At 60.6% G+C, this 24,215-nt stretch carries 21 protein-coding genes; 10 read left to right on the top strand and 11 right to left on the bottom strand.

The window, feature by feature from the left end:
• Positions 1–263: 263 nt before the first annotated feature.
• The 3 genes from ispG to hemA form a co-directional block, all read right to left on the bottom strand.
• A complete protein-coding gene (gene ispG / locus AC2FNZ_RS05535) occupies positions 264–1,385 on the bottom strand; it encodes a flavodoxin-dependent (E)-4-hydroxy-3-methylbut-2-enyl-diphosphate synthase (RefSeq protein ID WP_475144252.1) in 1,122 nt (373 codons plus the stop codon).
• A 72-nt stretch (positions 1,386–1,457) separates the two neighbouring features.
• Positions 1,458–2,678: a helix-turn-helix domain-containing protein gene (locus tag AC2FNZ_RS05530; protein WP_496832823.1), complete on the bottom strand. Its 1,221-nt coding sequence runs from the start codon at positions 2,676–2,678 to the stop codon at positions 1,458–1,460.
• 129 nt (positions 2,679–2,807) lie between these two features.
• The gene (hemA, locus tag AC2FNZ_RS05525; RefSeq protein WP_170338140.1) at positions 2,808–4,031 is read right to left on the bottom strand and encodes a 5-aminolevulinate synthase; all 1,224 of its coding nucleotides are present in this window, start codon (positions 4,029–4,031) and stop codon (positions 2,808–2,810) included.
• A 341-nt stretch (positions 4,032–4,372) separates the two neighbouring features.
• Between hemA and AC2FNZ_RS05520 the strand changes: the two genes are divergently transcribed.
• On the top strand, positions 4,373–5,758 hold the full coding sequence (locus AC2FNZ_RS05520; protein ID WP_496839789.1) for a dipeptidase: 1,386 nt from the start codon (positions 4,373–4,375) through the stop codon (positions 5,756–5,758).
• A 157-nt stretch (positions 5,759–5,915) separates the two neighbouring features.
• Here the strand turns inward: AC2FNZ_RS05520 and lpdA are convergent, their stop codons facing one another.
• Positions 5,916–7,310, bottom strand: a complete 1,395-nt coding sequence (gene lpdA / locus AC2FNZ_RS05515) for a dihydrolipoyl dehydrogenase (protein WP_496839787.1) — start codon at positions 7,308–7,310, stop codon at positions 5,916–5,918.
• 211 nt (positions 7,311–7,521) lie between these two features.
• On the opposite strand from lpdA, the gene AC2FNZ_RS05510 reads away from it, so the two are divergent.
• Positions 7,522–7,953 (top strand): hypothetical protein, encoded by a 432-nt coding sequence (locus AC2FNZ_RS05510; RefSeq protein ID WP_093962371.1) that lies wholly within the window; start codon positions 7,522–7,524, stop codon positions 7,951–7,953.
• Here AC2FNZ_RS05510 and AC2FNZ_RS05505 read toward each other — a convergent pair.
• From AC2FNZ_RS05505 to AC2FNZ_RS05490, 4 genes are all read right to left on the bottom strand, one after another.
• The gene (locus AC2FNZ_RS05505) at positions 7,950–8,528 is read right to left on the bottom strand and encodes a DUF924 family protein (RefSeq protein WP_496832818.1); all 579 of its coding nucleotides are present in this window, start codon (positions 8,526–8,528) and stop codon (positions 7,950–7,952) included. The two genes, AC2FNZ_RS05510 and AC2FNZ_RS05505, sit on opposite strands and share 4 nt — an antisense overlap.
• Before the next feature lie 108 nt (positions 8,529–8,636).
• Positions 8,637–9,908 (bottom strand): MFS transporter, encoded by a 1,272-nt coding sequence (locus AC2FNZ_RS05500; protein WP_496839785.1) that lies wholly within the window; start codon positions 9,906–9,908, stop codon positions 8,637–8,639.
• A gap of 108 nt (positions 9,909–10,016) precedes the next feature.
• The gene (gene queA / locus AC2FNZ_RS05495) at positions 10,017–11,063 is read right to left on the bottom strand and encodes a tRNA preQ1(34) S-adenosylmethionine ribosyltransferase-isomerase QueA (RefSeq protein WP_496839917.1); all 1,047 of its coding nucleotides are present in this window, start codon (positions 11,061–11,063) and stop codon (positions 10,017–10,019) included.
• A 44-nt stretch (positions 11,064–11,107) separates the two neighbouring features.
• Positions 11,108–14,494, bottom strand: a complete 3,387-nt coding sequence (locus AC2FNZ_RS05490) for a YhdP family protein (RefSeq protein ID WP_496839784.1) — start codon at positions 14,492–14,494, stop codon at positions 11,108–11,110.
• 68 nt (positions 14,495–14,562) lie between these two features.
• Between AC2FNZ_RS05490 and AC2FNZ_RS05485 the strand changes: the two genes are divergently transcribed.
• The 6 genes from AC2FNZ_RS05485 (at position 14,563) to AC2FNZ_RS05460 (ending at position 20,241) form a co-directional block, all read left to right on the top strand.
• Positions 14,563–15,024 carry a peroxiredoxin gene (locus AC2FNZ_RS05485; RefSeq protein ID WP_170338632.1) on the top strand — a complete coding sequence of 154 codons (462 nt, stop codon included), beginning with the start codon at positions 14,563–14,565 and terminating at the stop codon, positions 15,022–15,024.
• A gap of 77 nt (positions 15,025–15,101) precedes the next feature.
• The gene (locus tag AC2FNZ_RS05480) at positions 15,102–15,920 is read left to right on the top strand and encodes a ferritin-like domain-containing protein (RefSeq protein WP_496839916.1); all 819 of its coding nucleotides are present in this window, start codon (positions 15,102–15,104) and stop codon (positions 15,918–15,920) included.
• 175 nt (positions 15,921–16,095) lie between these two features.
• The gene (locus AC2FNZ_RS05475; protein WP_093962376.1) at positions 16,096–17,421 is read left to right on the top strand and encodes a M23 family metallopeptidase; all 1,326 of its coding nucleotides are present in this window, start codon (positions 16,096–16,098) and stop codon (positions 17,419–17,421) included.
• Complete coding sequence (locus AC2FNZ_RS05470; protein WP_093962377.1) at positions 17,411–17,914, top strand: bactofilin family protein; 504 nt, start codon at positions 17,411–17,413, stop codon at positions 17,912–17,914. The genes AC2FNZ_RS05475 and AC2FNZ_RS05470 overlap by 11 nt, the downstream gene beginning before the upstream one ends.
• Positions 17,915–18,093: 179 nt before the next feature.
• Positions 18,094–18,783, top strand: coding sequence for an aquaporin Z (gene aqpZ / locus AC2FNZ_RS05465; protein ID WP_093962378.1), 690 nt, complete (start codon positions 18,094–18,096; stop codon positions 18,781–18,783).
• A 234-nt stretch (positions 18,784–19,017) separates the two neighbouring features.
• Complete coding sequence (locus AC2FNZ_RS05460) at positions 19,018–20,241, top strand: hypothetical protein (protein WP_496839781.1); 1,224 nt, start codon at positions 19,018–19,020, stop codon at positions 20,239–20,241.
• Positions 20,242–20,257: 16 nt separating this feature from the next.
• On the opposite strand, the gene AC2FNZ_RS05455 is transcribed toward AC2FNZ_RS05460, so the two are convergent.
• From AC2FNZ_RS05455 to AC2FNZ_RS05445, 3 genes are all read right to left on the bottom strand, one after another.
• Positions 20,258–21,220 carry a DUF3179 domain-containing protein gene (locus AC2FNZ_RS05455; RefSeq protein WP_496839780.1) on the bottom strand — a complete coding sequence of 321 codons (963 nt, stop codon included), beginning with the start codon at positions 21,218–21,220 and terminating at the stop codon, positions 20,258–20,260.
• Positions 21,221–21,342: 122 nt separating this feature from the next.
• Positions 21,343–21,888: a peptidylprolyl isomerase gene (locus AC2FNZ_RS05450; protein ID WP_170418314.1), complete on the bottom strand. Its 546-nt coding sequence runs from the start codon at positions 21,886–21,888 to the stop codon at positions 21,343–21,345.
• Positions 21,881–22,387, bottom strand: a complete 507-nt coding sequence (locus tag AC2FNZ_RS05445; RefSeq protein ID WP_093962382.1) for a peptidylprolyl isomerase — start codon at positions 22,385–22,387, stop codon at positions 21,881–21,883. The genes AC2FNZ_RS05450 and AC2FNZ_RS05445 overlap by 8 nt, the downstream gene beginning before the upstream one ends.
• 136 nt (positions 22,388–22,523) lie before the next feature.
• On the opposite strand from AC2FNZ_RS05445, the gene AC2FNZ_RS05440 reads away from it, so the two are divergent.
• Both AC2FNZ_RS05440 and AC2FNZ_RS05435 read left to right on the top strand, forming a co-directional pair.
• Positions 22,524–23,714: a phosphoglycerate kinase gene (locus tag AC2FNZ_RS05440; protein ID WP_496839779.1), complete on the top strand. Its 1,191-nt coding sequence runs from the start codon at positions 22,524–22,526 to the stop codon at positions 23,712–23,714.
• A gap of 59 nt (positions 23,715–23,773) precedes the next feature.
• A complete protein-coding gene (locus AC2FNZ_RS05435) occupies positions 23,774–24,118 on the top strand; it encodes a lysozyme inhibitor LprI family protein (RefSeq protein ID WP_170338620.1) in 345 nt (114 codons plus the stop codon).
• The last annotated feature ends 97 nt before the right edge of the window (positions 24,119–24,215 follow it).

Here is a 24,215-nt window from a genome sequence, read left to right as displayed (position 1 = left end):
CGGACACATGCACCGACATATACCCAAGTTGCGCCCCCGGTGCAGACTGCGGAACTGGAACACTAAAAAAACCGGGGCGTTTGTCCGACCCGGTAGAGGGGCTGCTGCACACAGAAAGAAGGACGACGGCAAACGCCGTCACGAAAGGCATTGGTTTCAAAGAATCGAACTCGGGTCCATGTCAGTAGATATCGAGATTGATACCGTGAACCTAGGCCTAAAAATGGCTTATAAAGAATTAGTTCCGGATCGAAGTTAAGGTACTATTCAGCCGCCTCTGCAGCAGCGTCCAGCTCGGCCGCTTTCTTTTCCACCTGCTCGACGATGTGGTCGATCATCTGTTCGTTCGACATCTTGTGGCTGGCCTTGCCCGCCAGATACACCATGCCCGAGCCTGCGCCGCCGCCGGTAAAACCGACATCGGTCATCAGCGCCTCACCGGGGCCGTTCACGACGCAGCCGATGATCGACAGGCTCATCGGTGTTTTGATGTGCTCCAAGCGCCGCTCCAGCGTCTCGACCGTCTTGATCACGTCGAACCCCTGCCGCGCGCAGGACGGGCACGAGATGATGTTCACGCCCCGGTGGCGCAGGCCAAGAGACTTGAGGATCTCGAACCCGACCTTCACCTCTTCGACCGGATCGGCGGACAGGCTGACGCGGATCGTGTCGCCGATCCCCATCCACAGCAGGTTGCCCAGCCCGATGGCCGATTTGATCGTGCCGCTGACCAGCCCTCCGGCCTCGGTGATGCCCAGATGGATCGGGGCGTCGGTGGCCTCGGCGATGCCCTGATAGGCCGCAGCCGACAGGAACACGTCGCTGGCCTTCACGCTGATCTTGAATTCATGGAAATCGTTGTCTTGCAGGATACGGATATGTTCCAGCCCGCTTTCCACCATCGCTTCGGGGCACGGCTCACCGTATTTCTCCAGCAGGTGCTTTTCCAGACTTCCCGCGTTCACGCCGATGCGGATCGAGCAATTGTGGTCGCGTGCGGCCTTGATGACCTCTTTCACCCGCGCCTCGTCACCGATATTGCCGGGATTGATGCGCAGGCAGGCGGCACCAGCCTCGGCGGCCTCGATGCCGCGGCGGTAGTGGAAATGAATGTCGGCCACAATCGGCACCGGGCTTTCGCGCACAATCTCCTTCAACGCCTTCGACGACGCCTCATCAGGAACAGAGACGCGCACGATATCAGCCCCCGCCTCTGCCGCAGCTTGTACCTGCGCCACGGTTGCGGCAACATCGGTCGTCAGCGTGTTGGTCATGGTCTGAACGGCAATCGGCGCGTCGCCGCCCACCGGAACGTTGCCGACCATGATCTGGCGGGATTTGCGGCGATAGATGTCGCGCCAAGGGCGCACATGGTTCAGAGACATGAAAACGGATCCGCGTCAGCCTGGGGTCTGGCCTTTAGATAGTCCGGGGGCAAGCCCGCCGCAATGGCAAGATCACTCTGCCGGCACCTCGGCGGATTGTGTCTGAAGCTCGGCCACCAGCTGTTTGAGCGCAATGTTTTGTTCAGCCTCAAGATCCGCCACGGCATAGGTCTCGGCCACAGCGTCCTTGGACAGAACCACACCCTTGGCGACGGTTCCCGGTGCACCGGCCGGCCCATAGAGCTCGCCGTTCATCGAGAAATACACGTTGCCCGACGCTCCAGCCCGCAATTGCGGCGGCTCTTCCGTCAGGGGAACCTCAAAGCTCTTGCCGTTTTCTACGGTTCCCAACGTACCTTCGAAGATCACGCTGCCATCCGCTGCGGTGACCCGCATCCAGGCCGGTTCGACCGCGACGATTTTCAGCGACGTGTCGACCTTCTCGACCACCTGCGGAAGGGTCGCGGCAGTTCTTTCGACGGTATGAATCTCAGCCAGCGCGATTTCCGGAACTTCCGGCGGACGGAACGTTCCAACGGTCCGCGGATCGAGGGTGGAAATCGGGGCATCCCGCGCAACCATCACCGGTACATCCAGTGCTTGGGGGCGGTAAAGACGGTCCAGCGCTTCGGGGCTGGGAATTTCAGCGGCTGCAACCTCGGTCGTTCCGGTTTCGGTCCGGATGGCCGACAGCGGGTCAAGATCGGACAGCACGACCGGGGCCTGTTCCACGGGAGAGACCTGAACCTGCTGGATCTTGTTCAGAACGGACCAGCCGCCGTACCCAATCCCGGCAATCAGCGCGAGGAGGACAAGCGACGAGCCTACGGCGCGCGGCTCGATCTGGCTGAACACGGACTCGCGGCCGGGAACGTAGGGCGTGTTCGGCGAAATGAACGGATCGCGCCCCATCGGGCCACGGTTCGGAAGGTCCCCGACCGATTTTTTGACCACGGATGCCTGTGCGGACATTCCATGGGCCACTTCGAACCCGCTTTCCTTGCAGAACGCGGCAAAAGTGTCGTCAGGGTTCATCCCCAGATAGCGGGCGTAAGAACGCACATACCCGGCAATGAAGCCGGGTGTGTCGAATGCGTCGGGATCGGCATTCTCGATGGCAGCGATGTAGTTGGCCTTGATCCGCAGTTCGCGCTGTACGTCAAGAAGAGACTTGCCCATCGTCGCGCGCTCACCGCGCATCACGTCGCCAAGCCGTACTTCGTAGTCGTCGAACCCCTTGGGCCTGACGTCCACGTCTTCTTCGGAATTGCGCTGTGTCCTGCGCCCAATCATTCCTGCTGCCCCATTCTGCCCATCGCGTGTTTCACGCTAACGGCGAATCGTCCCCATAACGATTCGTCCGCTACTTTTGTTAGCGTAAGCTTAACACGCGGCAAACAAGTTGCACATGTCGGCGTTAGGTTAACCAGCAAGTTCGGCGCGATTTAGCGCACAATGTGACCAAAGTTCGTCCATGGCCTGGACCAAGCGGTTCATCTCATTGGGTCCATGGACCGGCGAAGGCGTAAAGCGCAGACGCTCCGTCCCCCGCGGAACGGTCGGGAAATTGATCGGCTGCACGTAGATCCCGTAGTCGTCCAGCAGCATGTCGCTGAGCTTTTTGGTATGCACCGGGTTGCCAACGATCACCGGAACGATGTGGCTGCCGTGATCGATCAGCGGCAAGCCCAGGCCCTTCAGTCGCAGCTTGAGTATTTTGGCTTGGGTCTGATGCTGCTCACGCAGTTCGGGCGCTGTCTTGAGATACGCCACCGAGGCCGCAGCACCGGCCGCGACCGATGGTGGCAGCGAGGTGGTGAAGATGAAGCCCGGCGCATACGAGCGGACCGCATCGCACATCTTCGCGCTTGCTGCGATATACCCCCCCATCACGCCGTAGGCTTTGGCCAAAGTGCCATTGATGATGTCGATCCGGTGCGCCAGGCGGTCCCGCTCGGTCACACCGCCACCGCGCGGGCCATACATGCCAACTGCGTGCACTTCGTCGATATAGGTCAGCGCGCCGAATTCGTCGGCCAGGTCGCAGATCTGTTCGATCGGACCGAAATCGCCATCCATCGAGTAGACCGACTCGAACGCGATCAGCTTCGGCGCCGCCGGGTCGTCGGCTTGCAGCAGCTCGCGCAGGTGCTCAACGTCATTGTGACGGAAGATCCGCTTGGCCCCGCCATTGCGGCGGACCCCTTCGATCATCGACGCGTGGTTCAGTTCGTCGGAATAAATGATCAGCCCGGGAAACAACTTGGGCAGCGTGCTGAGCGTGGCGTCATTTGCAATATAAGCGCTGGTGAACAGCAGGGCCGCTTCCTTGCCGTGCAGGTCGGCCAGCTCGGCCTCGAGCCGCTTGTGGTAGACGGTCGTACCCGAGATGTTGCGCGTCCCGCCAGAGCCCGCTCCGGCTGCGTCGATCGCCTCGTGCATCGCCTCCAGCACGACGGGGTGCTGCCCCATGCCAAGGTAGTCGTTGCCGCACCAGACGGTGATGTTCTGCTGTGACCCGTCGGGACGCGTACGCACGGCATGGGGGAAATGTCCGTTGCGGCGTTCGATGTCGATGAAGGTCCGGTAACGGCCTTCGTCGTGCAGCCTGGCAATCGCTGAGTCGAGCTGAGCAGTGTAGTCCAAAGGACCCTCCTTCGTGACCCCGCCGCAGGGTGATTGCACGGCAAGGCTGTGTTCCGATGCGTATCATAACCGATTTTTCGGCCGCATCCGCGCCTATTTTCAGGTTTCCTGCCTAACGCCCAGACAGGGGTCGCAACTTTGATTTGCATCAATTATCGCCTTGAACCCGCAGCGACAAGTAAAGTTGAGACCATAAGGCGCGAGGAAACGACGCAGGTTACGTCCCGTTTCGCGCAGAATGTTTCCGATCAGACGCGCGTTTTCCCGCCGCTACGGGCTGGACGGCGCTGCCAGCGCTGTTAGGGTCCGCCGCAATATCTCATCCATTCAGGAGTACACCCATGTCGCTTGACGCCACTCTGAGCAAAATCGACTCTGACCTCTCAGCCTCCATCGAGCGGCTGATGGAGTTTCTGCGAATCCCGTCGATTTCCACCGATCCGGCCTTCAAGAAAGACGTGGACAAGGCGGCCGACTGGTTGGTCGACGACCTTAAAAGCATAGGGATTGATGCGAAAAAGCACCCGACCCCGGGCCACCCGATGGTCGTGGGCCATGTCGGCGACGATGCGGACGCCCCGCATGTGTTGTTCTACGGCCATTACGATGTGCAGCCCGTTGATCCCTTGAACCTGTGGAACCGTGACCCGTTCGACCCGGCGCTGGAAGAGACAGAACACGGTCAGGTCATCCGCGGACGGGGCTCGTCGGATGACAAGGGCCAGTTGATGACATTTGTCGAAGCCTGCCGCGCTTGGAAGGCGGTCAACGGCAAGCTGCCTTGCCGCATCACGTTTTTCTTCGAAGGCGAAGAGGAATCCGGTTCACCTTCGCTGGTCCCATTTCTCGAGGCCAACAAGGAAGAGTTGAAGGCCGATCTGGCGCTGGTCTGCGACACCTCGATGGTCTCGCGCGGTGTGCCCTCGATCGCATCGCAACTGCGCGGCATGCTCAAGGACGAATTCACCATCATCGGTCCGCGCATCGATCTGCATTCCGGCCATTACGGCGGCCCCGGTTTGAACCCGCTGCGGGAAATCTCGCGGATCGTAGCATCGTTCTACGATGAGGAAACCGGACGGGTCGCTGTGGAAGGTTTTTACGAGGGAGTTCACGAAGTCCCCGCCGAGCAGCTGCGCCAGTGGGAGAACTGTGGTTTCGACGAGGCCGAGTACCTCAACTCGGTGGGCTACACGCAACCGCATGGTGAGAAAGGGTACTCGACCCTTGAACAGCAGTGGGCGCGACCGACGCTGGAGATCAACGGGTTGTGGGGCGGCTACAACGGCGCCGGTTCGAAAACGGTGATCCCCAGCCAGGCCCATTGCAAGATCACATGTCGCCTGGTCGGTGAAATGGACCCGGACAAACTGCGCGACAAGATCCGTAAGCATGTTGAAGACCGGCTCTCTCCTGACGCCAAAGTCGTCTGGGACAATGATCTCGAGGGCTCCCCTGCGTCGGTGATGAACCTGGATCGCCCGGAATTCGAAGCGGCACGCGCCGCACTGTCCGACGAATGGGGACGCGAAGCCGTTTTCACCGGCATGGGAGGATCGATCCCGGTGGTGGGGTACTTCAATACGGTCCTGAGTCTGGATTCAATGTTGGTCGGCTATGCCAACGACGATGACGCAATCCATTCGCCCAATGAAAAATACGACGTGAAAAGCTTTCATAAAGGGATCCGCTCGTGGGCCCGAATTCTGGACGCTCTGAGCCGATAGCCGCGAATATCGCAAGGCGCTGCCTTGCGCTCCGGGACACTCAAAGCCGGGTGAAGCGCGGATGCGAACTTCATCCGGCCGGCGGTATCCCGGTGTGTCGCGGGCAACGCGGCCGGGGGCAGCGCCCCCTTAAGCCGCGGCCCGCGGACAGACCGTCTTACATGTGGATCACGCGCCCGTAGGCGTCCAAAACCGATTCATGCATCATTTCCGACAAGGTCGGGTGCGGGAAGACTGTATTCATCAGGTCTTCTTCGGTGGTCTCCAACTGGCGACCTACGACATAGCCCTGAATCAGTTCGGTCACTTCCGCGCCAACCATATGAGCGCCCAGCAACTCGCCGGTTTTCGCGTCGAATACGGTTTTGATCATGCCTTCCGGCTCGCCCAATGCAATTGCTTTGCCATTGCCGATGAACGGGAAGCGGCCAACTTTCACATCAAAGCCAAGCTCCTTGGCCTTGGCCTCGGTATAGCCAACCGACGCGACCTGGGGATGACAATAGGTACATCCCGCGATGCTTTCCGGTTTCACGGGATGGGCATGCTTGCCAGCGATGAGCTCTGCGACCATCACGCCTTCGTGGCTGGCCTTGTGCGCAAGCCAAGGCGCTCCGGCGATGTCGCCGATGGCATAGAGGCCATCGACCCCGGTCCGGCAGTATGCATCCGTCACCACATGGGTGCGGTCAATCTTGACGCCCAGCGCCTCAAGCCCGAGGTTCTCGACATTTCCGACGATCCCAACGGCGGAGATGACGGTATCGAAGTCGTGCTTTTCGACCTTGCCACCGGTTTCGATATGAGCCGTCACCTTGCCTTTGCCGCGATCCAGCTGCTTGACCATGGACTTCTCCATGATCTTCATGCCCTGTTTGACAAAGGATTTCTTGGCGAACGCGCTGATCTCGGCGTCTTCGACCGGCAAGACCCGATCCATCACTTCAACCACGGTCGTGTCTGCGCCCAACGTATTGTAGAAGCTGGCAAACTCGATCCCGATCGCTCCGGAACCGATAACAAGCAGCTTTTTCGGCATTCGGGCCGGTTGCAGCGCATGTTTGTAGGTCCAGACCAGATCGCCATCTGCCTCCAGGCCCGGCAACTCGCGCGCACGGGCACCGGTGGCCAAGACGATGTTCTTCGCCGTAAGTTCCTCGGTGCCCTTGTCGGTCTTGACCGTCACTTTGCCTTTCGACGGGATTGTCGCCTCGCCCATCACGACGGTGACTTTGTTCTTTTTCAGCAAATGCCCGACACCGCTGGTCAGCTGCTTGGCAACCCCGCGCGAGCGTTTGACGACCGCGTCCAGATCGTAACCGATCTTGTCCGCACTCAGACCGAAATCTTTGGCGCGCTCCAAAAGATGGAACACTTCGGCCGACCGCAGCAAGGCCTTGGTCGGGATGCAACCCCAGTTCAGGCAGATGCCGCCCAAATGCTCGCGCTCGACCACGGCGGTCTTGAGGCCCAGTTGGGCCGCACGAATGGCAGCCACATAGCCGCCGGGGCCCGCACCGATTACGATCAGATCAAAGGATTGTGCAGCCATGTTTACCTCTCGGCGCAGGTCGATTGAAAACTAGTTTACCGTTAAACTATTTTTTTGAACGCATCAATATGCTGCCCCGCGACATATGTGACGCAGGGTCATCAAAACAAGAGCGCGCGCTATTCAGCCTATACCCCGCGTCCCTCGAAGGCTAGAAAAGACCTGCAACCATGTTCGAATTTCGGATCTACAGATTTTAGGGAAACCAGCCATGGCCAAGACACTCAAAGACTTGTTGCTTGCCCTTTTGAACGCCACACTGATCCTTGTAGCTCTGTGTCTGTTCCTTGGTTGGAAGCTGGCGCGAAGCGTCGAGAATATTCAGGACAACTTCAGAGAAAGCCTGCAAATCGTTCAGCCGCTGCGTGAACAGGCGCAGGGCGTCCGAGAGGATCTTGCAAGTCTGCGCGCTGATCTGTCCGGTATTCACATCCTGGGAGATGATGAGCCGGAGTTGAAGCAGAAGCTTCAGCAGGCGCTGGTGCGATTGGACGAGGTTCAAGCCAAGCTGGAAACCACGCAGGCCCGCCTCAACGAACTGGTCGAAAATCCTCAGATGCTGATTGATTACGCAATCACCACGACCGTCGATGCCACAACGGCCAGGCTTATCGAATTGCGCGGATGTGGAGAGGCGGCCTAACCCGCCGCCTGCAACTCACGCACCGTTGTGCCGTATCCACCGCCGCTGACATATGCGGCTTCGGGTGCCGTGGTCTGACGGGCAAGCGCCGCGTTGCGGTACGGGAAACGCCCGAACTGGCGGATCACCTCACGATGGGCCCGGGCATGCAGCAGATTGCTTGAACCATGTTCAGGCATACGCTGGCACATCAGGCGCACACAGCGCTCCTGATCGCACAGGTTCTCTGAATGCATCATCGGCAGGTAGAAGAACTGTCGGGCGGGCTCGTCGATCTTCAGATCCCATTCCTTGTCGACGGCACATTTCGCTGCTGCCAGTGCCGCCTTGTCGGATGAGAAGGCTTTGCCGCTGCCTCGGAACATGTTGCGCGGAAACTGGTCCATGAGGATGATGTAGGCCAGCGATCCGCTGGGATAGGTCAACCACAGAGAGAACTTACCCTCGCACGCGGCTTGCCATGTCTCAAGGAAGCGGTCCCGTATCTGCGCATCCAGCGCTTCATCTTCGCGGTACCACCCCTCGGGGCCTACTTCATCCAACCAGAAACTCAGTACTTTTTCAGGACCAACCATTGCCCTTGACTCCGTCTGTTCCCCCCCGAGGGACGTAACGTCATTTAAGTCGGTTTTACAGACTTGTTACAGTAACATATTGCAACAGTGACGACACAAATCCGGCGGTCAGGCAAGTTGGTGCTCATCCTCTTCGTCCTGAGCCGCTTCGATCGCGACTTCCTGAGCAACTTCCAGTGCGACCGGCGATGCCGTCGGGTACAGCGGCGACATGGTGCCGGTCTCGTCCACGGGCACCGAGGCCCGCTGGGTCATCCGGTAGACCGCATAGCCTGCCATGACAAAAAGCAGTGCGGCAATGAACAGGAAAAAGCCGGGCGGCCCGAACACGGCATCCCCCATCAACCAGCCGGTGATCAGCGGGCCGGCAATTGCGCCAAGCCCGTTGATGAAAATAAGCCCGCCGGACGCGGCCGCCATATCTTCATGTTCGAGGTAGTCGTTGGTGTAGGCGATGAGCAGGGAATACAGCGGATTGGACATGCCACCGATGACAAAGGCCGCAGTCAGCAAAACCGGGAAGTCGACCCCGAAAACCATGCCCACCGCCGCACTGATGCCGCCAACGACCGAAACCAGCAGGATCAACAGGCGCCGGTCCATACGATCCGAAAACCAGCCCAACGGATACTGCAGAACCAACGCGCCGATGTAGAATGACGCCACGAAGGTCGAAATCTCGACCAGTGTCAGCCCGGCCCGCGCGCCGTAAACCGCGGCCATGCCGAACTGAGCCGAGAAGATACCGCCCAACAGGAACATGCCGACACAGCCCAAGGGCGACGTGTCCATCAGCTGCTTGAGCGTCATCGGCTTGGTCGTATCAAAAGCCGGGGTAGGAGAAATCGACAACAGGATCGGAGCAAAGGAAACGGAAACCAGGATCGAGGCAATCACAAAGGTTTCGTACCCGGCCGGGTCCCCTGCAAGCATCAGTGCCTGCGCGCTGACAATGCCGATCATCTGGACGATCATATATAGCGACAAAGCCTGGCCACGGTTTTCGTTGCTCGCAGCGTTGTTCAGCCAGCTTTCGGCGGTCACGTACACGCCGGAAAAGCAGAACCCGATGACCACACGGCCCAGCGACCACGCGATCGGATCGGTCAGCATCGGATAGCTGATCATCACGGCAGAGATGAACGACGCCAGCGCAGCGAAAACCCGCACGTGCCCGACCCGCCGTATCATCTCGGGTGCAAGTCGGGATCCGCCCAGAAAACCGAGGAAATACGCGGACATGACAAACGACATCTGCAGGGTCGAAAACCCTTCGATCTCGCCCCGGACACCCAACAAGGTGCCCTGTAGGCCGTTGCCGATCATCAGCAGACCCATTCCGAGTAGAAGCGCCCACGCGCTGGCAAGTACCTGAAGCATGTTTGCACTCCAAATCCGCTGAACAATGGCTTTCGTTAAAGGATCAAACGATGTCCCGGTCGCGCTTGTCTACGACATACACCAGATTCGATCCCGCGATCCCGCCCTCTAAGGGATCAAAAGCGACGCGTCACCATAAGAAAAGAAGCGATAGCCACTTTTGATCGCATGATCATAGACCCGCAGCATCCTGTCCCGTCCCATCAGCGCCGAAACCAGCATCAGAAGTGTCGATTTAGGCAGATGGAAATTGGTCATCAGCGCATCGGTGACCTGAAACTGGAAGCCGGGGTAGATGAAGATGTCGGTCTCTCCCTCCCAAGGCTGGATCGATCCATCGCGCGCGGCACTTTCGATCAGTCGCAAGGCCGTGGTGCCAACCGGGATGACGCGACCACCCGAGGCTTTGGTCGCCTGAACCTCGGCTGCGGCCTGCGGGCTGACCTGCCCCCATTCGGCGTGCATCTTGTGGGTCGTCACATCCTCGACCTTGACCGGTAGGAAAGTTCCGGCCCCGACGTGCAGGGTAACATGGGTGAACTCGACCCCTCGATCCGCAAGGGCTTGCAACAATGGCTCGTCAAAATGCAGAGAGGCGGTCGGTGCCGCCACGGCCCCGGCCTGCCGCGCCCAAACGGTCTGGTAATCGGTCTTGTCACGGTCGTCCGCCGGCCGTTTGGCCGCGATGTAGGGGGGCAAAGGCATTGCTCCGGCCTGCTCGAGCGCCCGGTCGAAATCATCGCCCTTCAGATTGAAGCGCAGATGGGCCTGGCCGTCGGCGACCCCTTCCAGAACCGCGCTGAGGTCGTCGGAGAACACGATCTCTTCGCCCAACCGGATCTTCTTGAGCGGTTTCAGCAATGCGCCCCAGGTGCCGTCGGCGCGGGGCTCCAGCAAGGTGGCCTCGATTGCGGCCGAGACCGGACCCTGGGCGCTGTCGCGATGGCGCCGACCGCTCAGCCGGGCCGGGATGACGCGCGTGTCGTTCAGCACCAGCCGATCACCGGGGCGAAGCCAGTCGGGCAGGTTGAACACCCGATCATCCGAGATCGCGTCACCCTGTGCCACCAGCAGGCGCGCCGAAGACCGCGGGCTGGCGGGCCGCGTGGCAATCAGATCATCAGGCAGGTCGAAATCGAAATCACTCAGCTTCATGGCGGCGCCATACATCGCCCGAACAGATTCGGCCACACTCTGCGTCAGCGGTCCTCGCCCCTGCTCCCCACCGAAGGGCTGGGTCCGTCCGGTGCGACAGGCGTTGCGTTGGGGCCGTCGGAAACGGTTGGGGCAGGTTCTCGCAGCAGGTTGCGCAGAAACAGTGGCGCCAGACCGGACAGCGGGTTCACCGACACTTGCGGGGCCGAGATTGGGCCCACCAGCGTATAGTTGAACGCGAAAACGCCCTCGCCCTTCTTTGTCAGGACGCTGCCAATCGCGTTCACCATATAGATCGGAGAGATCGCCCCGCGCAGGTTCAGGAACTTTCGTTCGGTGTCCACAGTCCCGTCGAAGGACAGCCCCATCGACGGCCCGACCGCGCTGCCGCTGAGAATCTTGACCTCGGTCGGCGTGATCCGCATCTCGCTGTCGATTGATGAGAAGTAGATCCCCTGCCCGGCCATCTCGGTCAGCAAACCGACAAGGCTGATGGCATTCAGCAACGCCGCCATGGCCGGAGCATCCTGAATCCGCGTGTCCGTGATTTTCAGGGTCAGATCGTAGTTGCCCGGGCCAGCCACCGGATTCAACCGGAGTTGCAGCTTCCCCCCTCTGGCCTGGGTCAACAAACCGGCGGACCGCAGCACCGCACCGGCGTCCACGGACTGTAGGCTGACCGCACTGCGCGATCCGCTGGGCACAACCTGCCCCTGGACCGGGGCACCTCCGTTGACCTGAGCGGAAAATCCACCCTTCAACCCACCGGTCGTTTCGAAATTGCCCTTCAAACCGGTCAGGGCTACTTCCTCGGTCACCTGCAGCCGGTCCAGCGCCACGTCAAGGTTCGGACCTCGACCGGATGACGCGCCGCCGCCGCTGCTGCTGCCGAACGTCGCTTTGCCCAGGTTGAGAACGCCCCCCAGAACGCGGATATCCGGCGCCGCGGCGCCACGGCCGATCAACTCGGCCGGAACAGCCAACCAATCGCCCAGTTCAAAAGAACTGAACTGAACCCGATCCAAAGCGCCATTTGCGATCGAGATCGAAGCCACCGCGCGCAATCCGGCGGCATCAATCCGCAGGCTGTCCACCCGCAGTTGATCGCCCAGCGTCGCCTCGGTGGCCAACGTGCCGGCAGTGGCTGCGGATTTTTGCCAACCCAGTTCGGGAATTGCCATTCCGACGCCGACCAGATCAGAGGTCGCGGTCAGCTTTGTCGGCTCTCCCCCACCAATTCCAAGACTGATCTCAGCCACGCCTTGCCCGGTCAGCATACCGGACGGCAATCCGGCCTTCAGTTCATCCATCAGCCGCGGAGACAGTTCGATCTGCCCGCTGAGTGTGCTGCGTTGCGCTGCCTTGCCGCCGATCGGTTGTCGCCAAGTTGCCTGTATCGGTACCTCTCCGAACAGACCATCCCCGTCTATGGCCACCTGGGTCTGATTCCCGCTCAGGCGCAGTTTGGCAGCGCTGATGCGAAAGCCCGGAACCAGTTTTTCCGTATCCAGATCAATCAATTCGCCCAGAAAGTGGAACTGTGTGTCCTCGAATTTCAGCCCCTTGATCAAGGGCAGAGACAGAGTGCCGCCCAGTCGCACGCTGCCCGAAGCCAGATCAACCGGAAGGTTTGCCTTGGTCAGCAATTGCAGCGGTGCCCGGTCAAGCAACGACAAGGCCGAGGTCACACTGCCACTGGCCTGAACACGCACAATGCCCGGTGTGTTCTTTTTGATGTCGGTATCTGGGATGATGAACGACGTCCCAGAGGCATCAACCGCGCCACCGTCATCGGCGATCACGACGCCCTTGCGGGCGGTCACCGTGAACCGACGGCCAATCAGCGTGGCCTGCCCACGCCCGCCTTGGATCGGCGGCAAGGTCTTGGCAAACCGAACCAGCGCATTATCGAAATCGAAATCAAGATACAGTTCGGGCTTGGAGTCTCCGGGCCGCAGCCTCAGAACGAAGTCCATGTCCGACAGATTGCCTTCGTACAGGTTCTCGGTCACCCATTTGCGCGGTTTCGGAGCCAATCGGGGCGGCCAGTAATGAAGCAGCTTGTCCGATGCCATGTGCCCCAGCCGCGCGTTCAGATCCACGCTCCACCCCTCTGGCAGGCCCACAAGCTTGCCCGAAGCGCGCAACAGGTCTTCGCCATCTTCGACCACGACTTGCCCCAGCTGCAGCCGGAACGGGTTCAGGCGCACTTGGAAGTCCAGATCGGCCTGCTTGACCTCAAGCGCATCAACGAACAGGTCGGCCGGGTTCACCCGGATACCGTTCAGACGGAACTGCACCGCCATGCTTTCCAGCGTGCCGGCCTCTACACCCTTCAGATAAGCTTTGCCCTCGCCCTGTACGCTGCCCCAGCCCGACACCACGGAAACCTCGTTGAAATCCAGTACCTGCTGCGCCGGGTCATAGGTAAAATACGTGCGGGCCGAGTCGAACGGAACCGGTCGGGTCTCGGGGTTTGGCTGAACGGCCCCTGCCCCAAGGTTCAAGGTTGCAAATACAGGCCCGAGCGCCCCCGCCCCGTCGATACTGCCGCGCAATGCGCCCGAGATCGGCGTGTCGAGCACCTGCAACCAGGCCAGCGCCGGGGATTGCGCCGCGACGTCGGTCGCCGGAAGATCGGTGATCGAAATCCCGAACTGCGCCTCGGGTGAGCCGAGCGTGCTGGTGTAGTTCGCTTCGATCATGCTGACATAGTCACGGCCCGCCAGCACCGAGAACCCGGTCGCCAGGCGCAGGGCGCCTTCGCTCCGCGTCGCCAAAATATGCCCGCCGTCCAGAACCCAGGACCGCCCAAGGCGCAGATCCCGATAATCCAGCGTAATGGCGTCAAGCTCGACCGAGGTCAGGGACGACAGGACCGGTGACAGGAACACCTGATCGGACTGTTCGATCAATTCGGCCAAGGTTGGCGCGTTCTGCACGGGCGCGCTGCCGGAACCGACGGTCAGCGAGAGCGATCCGTCCTCGGCTCGGGTCAATGCGATCTGCGCGCCGTTGAGGGTGATCCGCTTGGGCCGGACATGGCCGCGCAGCAGCGGACGCATCGCCAGGCTGGCCTGCATGCTTGAGACCTGTGCGATCTGGCGCCCCTCGGCGTCGCTGATCGAAACATCGCTGAGCCGCAGACGCGGGCGCCATTCCTTGTTGATGATAAAGCTGACATCGCCGAACCGGATCTGCAGACCGCCCAATGCGTTTTCCAGCCGCGTTTCGACCCGGTCGCGCAGCCATTCCGGCGCATGGATCCGATGACCAAACACCATGACCCCGGACAGGACGGCCAGAAACACCAGCAGGAACACCCCGCGCAAGGCCCACAGCCCGGCAGTCCGCCGACGGGATCGGCGGCGCGGCGGTTTCCCGCCCTTCTCAGCCTCGTCCTGTTCGTCTTGCGCCAATTTGCCGTCCACGTCTTTCAACCTGCCCGAGCCGCCCTATGATACGCGGCATCACCTACAAATCCTGACCGGAGTTCAAAATGCCTGACGTTGCAGACATCGCCCCCGATTTCACCTTGCCCCGCGATGGCGGCGGCACGGTTACCCTGTCGGACCTGCGCGGTCGTCCCGTTGTTCTGTTCTTTTATCCCCGCGATGATACGCCGGGCTGCACCAAGGAATCCATCGGTTTCTCGGAGCAGCTTCAATCCTTTGCAGACGCCGGCGCACAGGTTTTCGGCATCTCTCGCGACAGCGTTGCCAAGCACGACAAGTTCGTCGCCAAGCACGGGCTGACCACTCCGCTGCTGTCCGACGAAGGTTCGACCGTGTGCGAGGATTACGGCGTCTGGGTCGAAAAAAACATGTATGGCAAGAAGTCGATGGGGATCGAGCGCTCAACCTTCCTGATCGACGCCGACGGAAAGATCGCCCGCGTCTGGCGCAAGGTCAAAGTTCCCGGCCATGTGGATGAGGTGCTGGAGGCCGTACGCGCGCTTTGACGCTGCGGGCCATCCGGTCTAAGAGGCGGCAGTTTTCATCCAACCCGAGGATTACCGTGGCCAAAACCCTGACCCAGATGGCAACCGAGGTTCTGACCACTGCGGATGGGCGGTCCAAGACCGCCCTTTCCAAACGCTATGCCGCCGAATGGTTTGCAGCGCGCAACGGCGACGCCTCCGCGATCGAAGTCGGGACAGCCACGCCACCGTTGCATCCGTCGCGTCCTGACAAGCCCGAACTGCTGTCGCCGCGCGACGTGCCGCGCCGTCGCCCCGGCTCAGAGGCTGGGCGCATCGCGCTGCTGCACGCTGTGGCCCATATCGAGTTGAACGCAGTAGACCTGCACTGGGACATCATCGCCCGGTTCGGGCATGTGCCGATGCCGATCGGATTCTACGACGACTGGGTCAAATGCGCCGAGGAGGAGTCGCGCCATTTCGAAATGGTCTGCGACTGCCTGGAAGCGATGGGCAGCCACTACGGCGCCCTGCCCGCCCATGCCGGGATGTGGCGCGCGGCCGAGGACACCGCCGAAGACCTGATGGGCCGGTTGGCGGTGGTGCCGATGGTGCTCGAGGCGCGCGGCCTCGACGTGACACCGGGCATGATCGACATCTTCCGCAAGGCAAAAGCCGATCAGGCCGTGGCCGCGCTTGAGGTGATCTATGCCGAAGAAGTCGGGCATGTGGCCTATGGCTCGAAATGGTTCCACTTTCTGTGCGGCCGCGAGAATGCCGACCCCAAGGACGTGTTCCACCAACTGGTGCGGCGCTATTTCCATGGCGCGCTCAAGCCGCCCTTCAACGAGGAAAAGCGGGCCGAAGCCGGCCTGCCGCCCGATTTCTACTGGCCTTTGACCGAGGATCTGCCGCCCCCGGGAGACGGGAAGCGCTGACGGAAACGCGCCGATTTCGGCAATTTTCTGCCGATGACGTGCGGGAAAACACCGTAATTGTCGACCAATCGGTTAACAAACTTGCCCAACCGGGACCGGCCCTTTAAGCAATCGGCCCAAGGGGCGGCGATCCACTCACGACCGTTCCCGACATTGGGGATGAGAGGTAAGGCGCGTGAGAACACGTCTGGCAATCAAACTACACTCACTGCTCGAACGGCACTTCCCGGAACGCCGGGTCTTCCTGAAATCCGACAATGACACACGCTTCATCCGGCTCAGCTCGGAGACGCAGATCGTGGCGGCGCTTGGCGTTTCGATCATGGTCGGCTGGACGGCGGTCGCCACGGCAATCCTGCTGATGGACAGCATCGGGTCGGGCAATTTCCGTGAACAGGCCAAACGCGATCAGGCGACATATCAGGAGCGGCTGAACATCCTGTCGCAGGAACGCGACGCGCGCGCTCAGGAAGCATTGGCCGCACACGCCCGGTTCAACTCGGCGCTTCAGCAGATCTCGGCGATGCAGTCGGAACTGCTGGAATCCGAAAACCGTCGACGCGAGCTGGAAACCGGCATCGAGGTCATTCAGACCACCCTGCGGTCGACCATGAAGCAGCGTGAGGAAGCCCGGGCCCAACTCGCCGAGCTTCAGGAGAAATCCGATGGCGCATCGGTTGCGATGTTCGCCTCTGCCGCTCCGGCACAGATCGAATTCATGGCCGACGCCCTGACCAGGACAGCACAGCAGCGGGACCAGATCGCCACGGATGCACAGGCGGCACTGGACCAGCGCGATGAGCTTGAGCTGGAAATCCTGCTGATGCAGGAACGCAATGACGAGATATTCCGCCAGCTGGAAGAAGCCATGGTGATCTCGGTCGAACCGCTGGACAAGATGTTCCGCGAGGCCGGAATGCCCACCGACCGGATGCTTGACGAAGTGCGGCGCGGTTACAGCGGCATGGGCGGCCCGCTGACGCCGATTTCGTTCAGTACCCGCGGCGAAGAGCTTTCAGCAGACGAGGTGCGCGCAAATCAGCTTCTGCAGCAGATGGACCAGCTGAACCTGTATCGCATAGCGGCCGAAAAGGCCCCGTTTGCCACGCCGGTCAAATCGGCCTTCCGGTTCACCAGCGGCTATGGTTATCGCCGCGACCCCAAAACCGGCGGGCGCCGGATGCACAAGGGCACAGACTTTGCGGCCCCGACGGGCACGGATATCTTCGCCACCGCCGACGGTGTCGTGGCCCATGCGGGCTGGCAATCCGGCTATGGCCGTCTGGTCAAGATCAAGCACGCCTTCGGGGTTGAGACACTTTATGCCCATAACTCGAAGATCCGCGTGAAGGTCGGCCAAAGGGTCTCGCGCGGGGATCACATTGCTGATATGGGTAATTCCGGACGGTCGACCGGAACGCATCTGCACTACGAGGTGCGCGTGAACGGAAAACCTGTAAACCCAATGGACTTCATCAAGGCTGCGAACAATGTTTTCTAAAAGCAAAATCAACGAGCCCGCACCCAAGGCATCCGAAACGGCCAAGCCGGCAGCCCCGGCGCCTCAGGCGACCCCTGCCCCGACCGAACAGAAGGCCGCAAGCACCGCGCCCAAGCCCAAGCCTCCGGCATCGGTTCTGTCGTCGGACCTGCACATCACCGGCAACATCAAGACCACCGGTGACATCCAGGTCGAAGGCACCATCGAAGGCGATATCCGCGCGCATCTGCTGACCATCGGCGAAACCGCGACCATCAAAGGCGAAGTGACCGCGGACGACGTGGTCGTGAACGGCCGCATCGTGGGTCGCGTGCGGGGTCTGAAAGTACGTCTGACCTCGACCGCTCGGGTTGAGGGCGACATCATCCACAAGACCATCGCCATCGAAAGCGGCGCGCATTTCGAAGGCTCGGTTCAGCGTCAGGACGATCCGCTGAACCCAGGACGCAGCGGCAAAACCGGAGCCAATCCGGCGGCTGAAGTCAGCCAGTAAACCGCTTCGAGTACCGAGTTCAAAGAACGCCGCGGCCACTGTCCGCGGCGTTTTTCTATGCCCATCAGGCAACAATCCGGACCCCTATCAGGGCCGCAAAGCCCTGCGCGCGCGATACATTTTCACAAAAGGTGTTTTTTGAATTAAACTTCACCTCGTTGAAATTGGGAGGTTTTATCATGCGAGCAAAACTGATGGCCGAATTCTTCGGCACGTTCTGGCTGGTTCTCGGCGGTTGTGGCAGCGCGGTGCTGGCTGCCGGGGTCGCCGATGTGGGCATCGGATGGCTGGGCGTGTCCTTCGCCTTCGGCCTGACGGTCCTGACCATGGCCTTTGCGGTCGGCCACATATCGGGTGGTCACTTCAACCCCGCCGTCAGCCTCGGGCTGATGATCGGTGGGCGTTTCCCGTCCAAGGATCTGCTGCCCTACTGGGCCGCGCAGGTGCTTGGGGCGATACTGGCAGCAGCCATTCTGTACGTGATCGTCAGCGGCGCACCTGGTTTCGAAGGCGTGGGCAGTTTTGCCTCGAACGGGTATGGCGAAGCTTCGCCCGAAGGATATTCGATGATGTCGGCGCTGGTGATCGAGATCGTTTTGACCGCCTTCTTCCTTATCATCATTCTGGGCGCGACGTCCGAAAAGGCTCCGGCCGGGTTTGCGCCCATTGCCATCGGCCTTGGGCTGACGCTGATCCACCTGATTTCGATCCCGGTCACCAATACGTCGGTGAACCCGGCCCGCTCGACGGGTGTGGCGCTGTTTGCCGATGGACCCGCCTTGGCGCAGCTGTGGCTGTTCTGGGTCGCCCCGCTGATCGGCGGCGCTTTGGGGGCCGCGATCTGGAAGATGATGGCCTCGGACGAATAGGAACCCGTCCTTTTAACGCAAAACCCCTCCTGGTCTCTGCCGGGAGGTAATCTCGTTATCCGGTTGCGTGGGCCACACCCGCGGCAAGAATTCGACCGGTCGGATCAGGGTGGTTGAATTTCCGGAACGAACCGCCAGAATTCGCAGAACTCTGTGAAAGACCTGATCATGATTTCCTGGCCAAAGTTCCGGCGCCCCGCTTCCGCAATTCCCGCATCCACCGCATGGATTGCGATGGCCAGTATACCGCTGGTTCATTATTTCTGGCCAGACCTCGGCGCGGTCTCTGATCGGGATCAGACTGTTCTGTTCGCTCTGACGATCTTTGCCATTCTGGCCCTATCCGAGATTTTCATAGCGCGAATTCATCGCAAGCCGGGCAGCGGCTTGGTCTACAACCCGGAAAACTTCAAAGACCCGGCGTATCTGGCTGATTTCTGGATCAAACTTATTGGTCTGTCGGCCAGTCTTGCGCTGCTTGCGCTGTTCTACTCCACCGCCGACCTCTACCGGGATGAATGGTATCAGCCGTTCTTTTCGCTGTTCGGCGACTACTGGCCGCTGATCCTTGCGATTGTCCTTTCCGTTGTCACGGCGGTTCATTTCTCGATGCGGCATCCTCGCGACGGCATGTGGCATCTGGGACGTGTGGTTTTGTCTTTTGGTCGCCAATCCACCGGGGCCCGCGAGTTGAAATCCTTCCTTCTTGGGCTGGGCGTCAAAGGGTTCTTTCTGCCACTGATGTTCTGCTATCTGGTTTATGACTGGAGCTTTCTGCAGACCCGTTCGCTGTGGGATGCGCAGGACTTTCAGCAGATCTACGCATATCTCTACCGCTTTGCCTTCTTTCTGGACTTGACGATCGTCACCATCGGCTATGCCACCGCCACCCGGCTTCTGACCTCTCATATCCGCTGGACCGAGACGACGGTGAGCGGATGGCTGGTCTGCGTGATCTGCTATGCCCCGTTCTGGCAACTGCTGTCGCGCAGCTATTTCAACTATGTCGAGGATGGCTTCGCCTGGGGTGTCTGGCTGTGGGATTACCCTGTCCTCTACGGATTGTGGGGCGGCACCATCCTGTTCTTCCTGGCGGTCTATTGCCTGACCGCCGCGCGCATGGGTCTGCGGTTCTCGAACCTGACCTATCGCGGGCTGGCCTGCGACTTTCCCTACAACATCAGCAAACACCCGTCCTACATCAGCAAGAACATCACCTGGTGGATGATTTCGATCCCGTTCATCGCGGTCGACTTCTGGGCAGGTCTGGCCAACTGTCTGGCCCTGCTCGGCGTGAACCTGATCTATTTCGCACGGGCCTGGCACGAAGAGCGCTGCCTGTCACGCGCGCCGTCCTACCGAGCCTACAAAAAACACGTGAACGAATACGGTCTTCTGGCCCGCATCCGACGCGGCCTGAGCGGCTGGACCCGGAGCGTTGCCAGACAGGTGAATTGATCGCGCGACGCGCGTGTCAGCGCCCTGTCATCCAGATACCGTCGGGCCAGAAGGCGTGGAAGGCAAAGGCGAACATCACATCATGCACGACATCCCGTCCGGCACCATCCGTGACGCGGATTGATCCTATGTCGCGTCCCTTGTCGACGCGCCCGGCGTCCAGAGCCGAGGCTTGCCCCGCCGACCAAACGATGACAACGCCTGCTTCTGACAATCGCCCAGCCGCACGCAATCGCGTCAGAGGCCAGGCCCGCTCTCCGACACGCACCACCCGTTCGAGCGGTTGAATACCATGCGGAGGCAGCGCGCCGTCATACAGGAACGGTCTGCGCGCGCTGTCATAACCGCGATAGGGGTTGCGCCCGTAGTCCCGCGCAAAATTCGGCTCGGCCATTACCAGACCGTCGGGATTGCGCTTGCGGAACTGGTCCCACCCTTCCATCCACGCTGGCAGCGCTGTCAACTGAGCACCGGTCAACTGGCCAACGATCGCCTCGCCGGTGGCTTGCTGCCACCAGCTTTCGGTTTCGCGGTCATACATGATCATGTCCGAATTTCGCAGCTTTCCGGATACGCCAAAACTGAGCACCCGTCCCGGGATACGCCGATCAAACACCAGCCCCGAATTGCACAATGGGCAATATGTAACCGCGACTGGGCGGTTGCCGATGCGATCATTCACGATCTCATGCCAGATCAGATATCGCAGCGGATAGGCGCGCGGGCGCGTACCGGGCAGCTCCACCGTGATCACGGCCTCGGTCAGCCCCAACCCGGTTTTCGCTGAAACCGGGACAAACTCGGGCTTGTCGATGGCCGGGATACCGTCTTTTGGCGGCCCGCCGGACCGGACCTCAGACCAGTTACCGATCGAGGTGACCGAAAAATCGGTTCTGGGCCATTCGTCGCGCCACAGGCTCGGGTCCGCGGACACCGCGGTTGCGCAGAACAGCAGAAGGGCAAACAGACAGCTTCGCATGAGGCACCTTTGGATACCTGCCATGGTGCGTCAGGCCGTGCGGTCGGGCCAAGCCCCTTACACAGGGACGTGAAGCGCCGTGCGCGGACAACCCGGCGCGCAGTCCGCGCCGGGTCTATGGATCATTCGGTGACGGTCACCTTGGTCATGACGTCCGGTTGGCCGACCACCGCGCCGTTCGGGCCTGTGCCGCGTTTGATCGCATCAACAACGTCCATGCCGTCGGTCACCTTGCCCACCACTGTGTACTGGCCATTCAAGGTCGGGGCCGGTTCAAACATGATGAAGAACTGCGAATTTGCGCTGTTTGGGTTGCTGGCGCGAGCCATTCCGACGATGCCGCGCTCGTACGGAACTTCGGAAAACTCGGCTGGCAGGTCCGGACGGTTTGAACCGCCGGTACCGGCGCGACGCATGTCGCTGCCCAGTTTACCGTATTCCACGTCCCCGGTCTGTGCCATGAACCCCTCGATCACGCGGTGGAACACCACCCCGTCATACTTGCCTTCGGCGGCCAGAGCGGTGATCTGCTCGACATGCTTGGGAGCGACGTCCTCGAACAGGTCGATCGTGATCGTGCCGTTAGCCTCGCCCTCGACTTCAATCTGCAGGCCTGCGGCCAGCGCGGGGCTGGCCAACAAGGTAAAAACGGCGGCCAGCTTATACATCGGCGGCCACCTTGACGCTGATCATGCGGTCGGGGTTCGCAGGCGGCTCACCACGGGTGATGGCATCGACATGCTCCATCCCCTCGATCACGCGGCCGTATACGGTGTATTGGCCGTTCAAAAAGTGGTTGTCCTTGAAGTTGATGAAAAACTGCGAGTTGGCCGAGTTCGGGTTGGCCGAACGAGCGGCACCCAAGGTGCCCCGGTCATGCGGCAGCTTGGAAAACTCGGCCGGAAGGTTCGGCAAGGACGAGCCGCCGGTGCCCGCCATGCGGATGTTGAAGCCGTCTTCCATGTCGCCGTGCTGCACGTCGCCGGTCTGGGCCATAAAACCGTCGATCACCCGGTGAAAGGCCACGTTGTCATACTCGCCCGCGCGCGCCAGTTCCTTCATGCGCTCGCTGTGCTGAGGCGCCACGTCCGGCAGCAGCTCGATGACGACGTTGCCGTCCTTCAGCTCGATGATGATGGTGTTTTCGGGATCCTTGATCTCGGCCATGGGGCTCTCTCCTGTGGAAATGATTTGCGCAAATACCTATGCGCCGGACGCGGGAAAGCCAAGTGACGCATTGACCTGAGGGCAAAATGCAGGAAAAGAACCGCTGACGCGTGGTGACAACGGCGAGGATGACACGATGGGCTGGAAAACTCTGGACGACATGGATTTGCAGGGCAAACGCGTTCTTGTGCGCGTGGACATCAACGTCCCGGTTCTGGATGGTGCCGTGACCGATGACACCCGGATCCAGCGGATCGTGCCCACGGTGCGCGACATTCTGGCCGCTGGCGGCAAGCCCATCCTTCTGGCCCATTTCGGCCGGCCCGGCGGTGAACGTCGGCAGAACCTGTCGCTGAAACAGCTGGTGCCCACACTAGAAGCCGCCTTTGGCACGAAGGTCCGTTTCGGAGAGGATTGCGTCGGATACGAGGCTGAAATCGCTGCCGCAAACCAGGGCGACGGCGAGGTTCTGCTGCTGGAGAACACCCGCTTTCACGCCGAAGAGACCCAGAACAGCATGACCCTGGCCGAAGGTATGGCCAAGATGGGAGACATCTACTGCAATGACGCCTTCTCGGCGGCTCATCGGGCGCACAGTTCGACCGAGGCACTGGCGCACCTTCTGCCCTCCTGCGCCGGGCGTCTGATGCAGGCAGAGCTCAGCGCACTCGAAGCCGCTCTGGGCAACCCTCAGCGTCCGGTGACCGCCGTGGTCGGTGGGGCCAAGGTATCAACCAAGCTGGATCTACTGGGCAACTTGATCGAGAAGGTCGACAACCTGATCATCGGCGGCGGCATGGCCAACACCTTTTTGCTGGCCAAAGGGTTGGACGTTGGCAAATCGTTGGCCGAGCACACGATGACCGATACTGCAGCCGAAATCATGGCCAAAGCAGACGAGGCAGGCTGCCGCATCGTCCTGCCCAGCGATGTTGTCGTTGCCGAGAAATTCGAAGCACACGCCCCACACAAGGTCGTCCCAGCGAACCAATGCCCCGCAGAATCGATGATCCTGGACGCCGGGCCGGACAGCGTCGCCGCGATCTGCAACATCTTCGAACAGAGCAAGACTCTGATCTGGAACGGCCCATTGGGGGCATTCGAACTGGAACCCTTCGACGCGGCGACAAATGCCGCTGCATTGAAAGCCGCAGAACTGACGCGGGCGGGCAAACTGGTTTCGGTCGCCGGTGGCGGCGATACGGTTGCAGCCCTCAACGCGTCGGGTGCCGCGCAGGACTTCACCTACATCTCGACCGCCGGCGGTGCGTTCCTGGAATGGATGGAGGGCAAAACCCTGCCAGGTGTGGCAGCGCTGGCCCAATAGCCCCATTCTAGTTGCCGATCGGCATTCATGGTATTCTCCCACAGACCGGGAGATGGGCCATGAAAGCCGTTGCCACGTTTGCAGTTATCCTCCTGCCCAGTGTTTCTGGCGCGCAGTCCCATTGCGCCGGGCAAACTCAGATCGACGCCACTTTCTGTGCCAAAGAGAAATGGGAAATCGCTGATAAAGAACTGAACCGCCTCTGGAAAGAGGTCAAATCAGCGGCGGATAGGCGCGGAAACGGCGAGGCCTTGTTGAACGAACAGCGCGCTTGGTTGAAACGCAGGGATGCAACTTGTGACCCCGAACTCAAAAGCGATGGCAGTGCTGCGCAAATGTTCTATTGGTCCTGCATGGAAGAACAGACACTGAATCGAAATCAGGAACTGACCGCTTTGCGTTGAGCGGGTACCTACGCGGTCATGGCTCTTAGCGCATCACTTTTTTCGTCGAATTGCAAAAAGTGCGAATCGGGGGATTCACAACCCGAATCACCTGTGA

This window comes from Ruegeria sp. SAZA006, from assembly GCF_059613465.1.
Note: the sequence above shows the minus strand (reverse complement) of the source record. Positions and strands in the feature narration are given on the sequence as shown.

Excerpts from the sequence above, each read along its gene's own strand:
- ispG (WP_475144252.1), bottom strand. The coding sequence starts at position 1,385 with ATGTCTCTGAACCATGTGCGCCCTTGGCGCGACATCTATCGCCGCAAA.
- AC2FNZ_RS05530 (WP_496832823.1), bottom strand. The coding sequence starts at position 2,678 with ATGATTGGGCGCAGGACACAGCGCAATTCCGAAGAAGACGTGGACGTC.
- AC2FNZ_RS05520 (WP_496839789.1), top strand. The coding sequence starts at position 4,373 with ATGTCGCTTGACGCCACTCTGAGCAAAATCGACTCTGACCTCTCAGCC.
- lpdA (WP_496839787.1), bottom strand. The coding sequence starts at position 7,310 with ATGGCTGCACAATCCTTTGATCTGATCGTAATCGGTGCGGGCCCCGGC.
- AC2FNZ_RS05510 (WP_093962371.1), top strand. The coding sequence starts at position 7,522 with ATGGCCAAGACACTCAAAGACTTGTTGCTTGCCCTTTTGAACGCCACA.
- AC2FNZ_RS05505 (WP_496832818.1), bottom strand. The coding sequence starts at position 8,528 with ATGGTTGGTCCTGAAAAAGTACTGAGTTTCTGGTTGGATGAAGTAGGC.
- AC2FNZ_RS05500 (WP_496839785.1), bottom strand. The coding sequence starts at position 9,908 with ATGCTTCAGGTACTTGCCAGCGCGTGGGCGCTTCTACTCGGAATGGGT.
- queA (WP_496839917.1), bottom strand. The coding sequence starts at position 11,063 with ATGAAGCTGAGTGATTTCGATTTCGACCTGCCTGATGATCTGATTGCC.
- AC2FNZ_RS05485 (WP_170338632.1), top strand. The coding sequence starts at position 14,563 with ATGCCTGACGTTGCAGACATCGCCCCCGATTTCACCTTGCCCCGCGAT.
- AC2FNZ_RS05480 (WP_496839916.1), top strand. The coding sequence starts at position 15,102 with ATGGCAACCGAGGTTCTGACCACTGCGGATGGGCGGTCCAAGACCGCC.
- AC2FNZ_RS05470 (WP_093962377.1), top strand. The coding sequence starts at position 17,411 with ATGTTTTCTAAAAGCAAAATCAACGAGCCCGCACCCAAGGCATCCGAA.
- aqpZ (WP_093962378.1), top strand. The coding sequence starts at position 18,094 with ATGCGAGCAAAACTGATGGCCGAATTCTTCGGCACGTTCTGGCTGGTT.
- AC2FNZ_RS05460 (WP_496839781.1), top strand. The coding sequence starts at position 19,018 with ATGGCCAGTATACCGCTGGTTCATTATTTCTGGCCAGACCTCGGCGCG.
- AC2FNZ_RS05455 (WP_496839780.1), bottom strand. The coding sequence starts at position 21,220 with ATGCGAAGCTGTCTGTTTGCCCTTCTGCTGTTCTGCGCAACCGCGGTG.
- AC2FNZ_RS05450 (WP_170418314.1), bottom strand. The coding sequence starts at position 21,888 with ATGTATAAGCTGGCCGCCGTTTTTACCTTGTTGGCCAGCCCCGCGCTG.
- AC2FNZ_RS05445 (WP_093962382.1), bottom strand. The coding sequence starts at position 22,387 with ATGGCCGAGATCAAGGATCCCGAAAACACCATCATCATCGAGCTGAAG.
- AC2FNZ_RS05440 (WP_496839779.1), top strand. The coding sequence starts at position 22,524 with ATGGGCTGGAAAACTCTGGACGACATGGATTTGCAGGGCAAACGCGTT.
- AC2FNZ_RS05435 (WP_170338620.1), top strand. The coding sequence starts at position 23,774 with ATGAAAGCCGTTGCCACGTTTGCAGTTATCCTCCTGCCCAGTGTTTCT.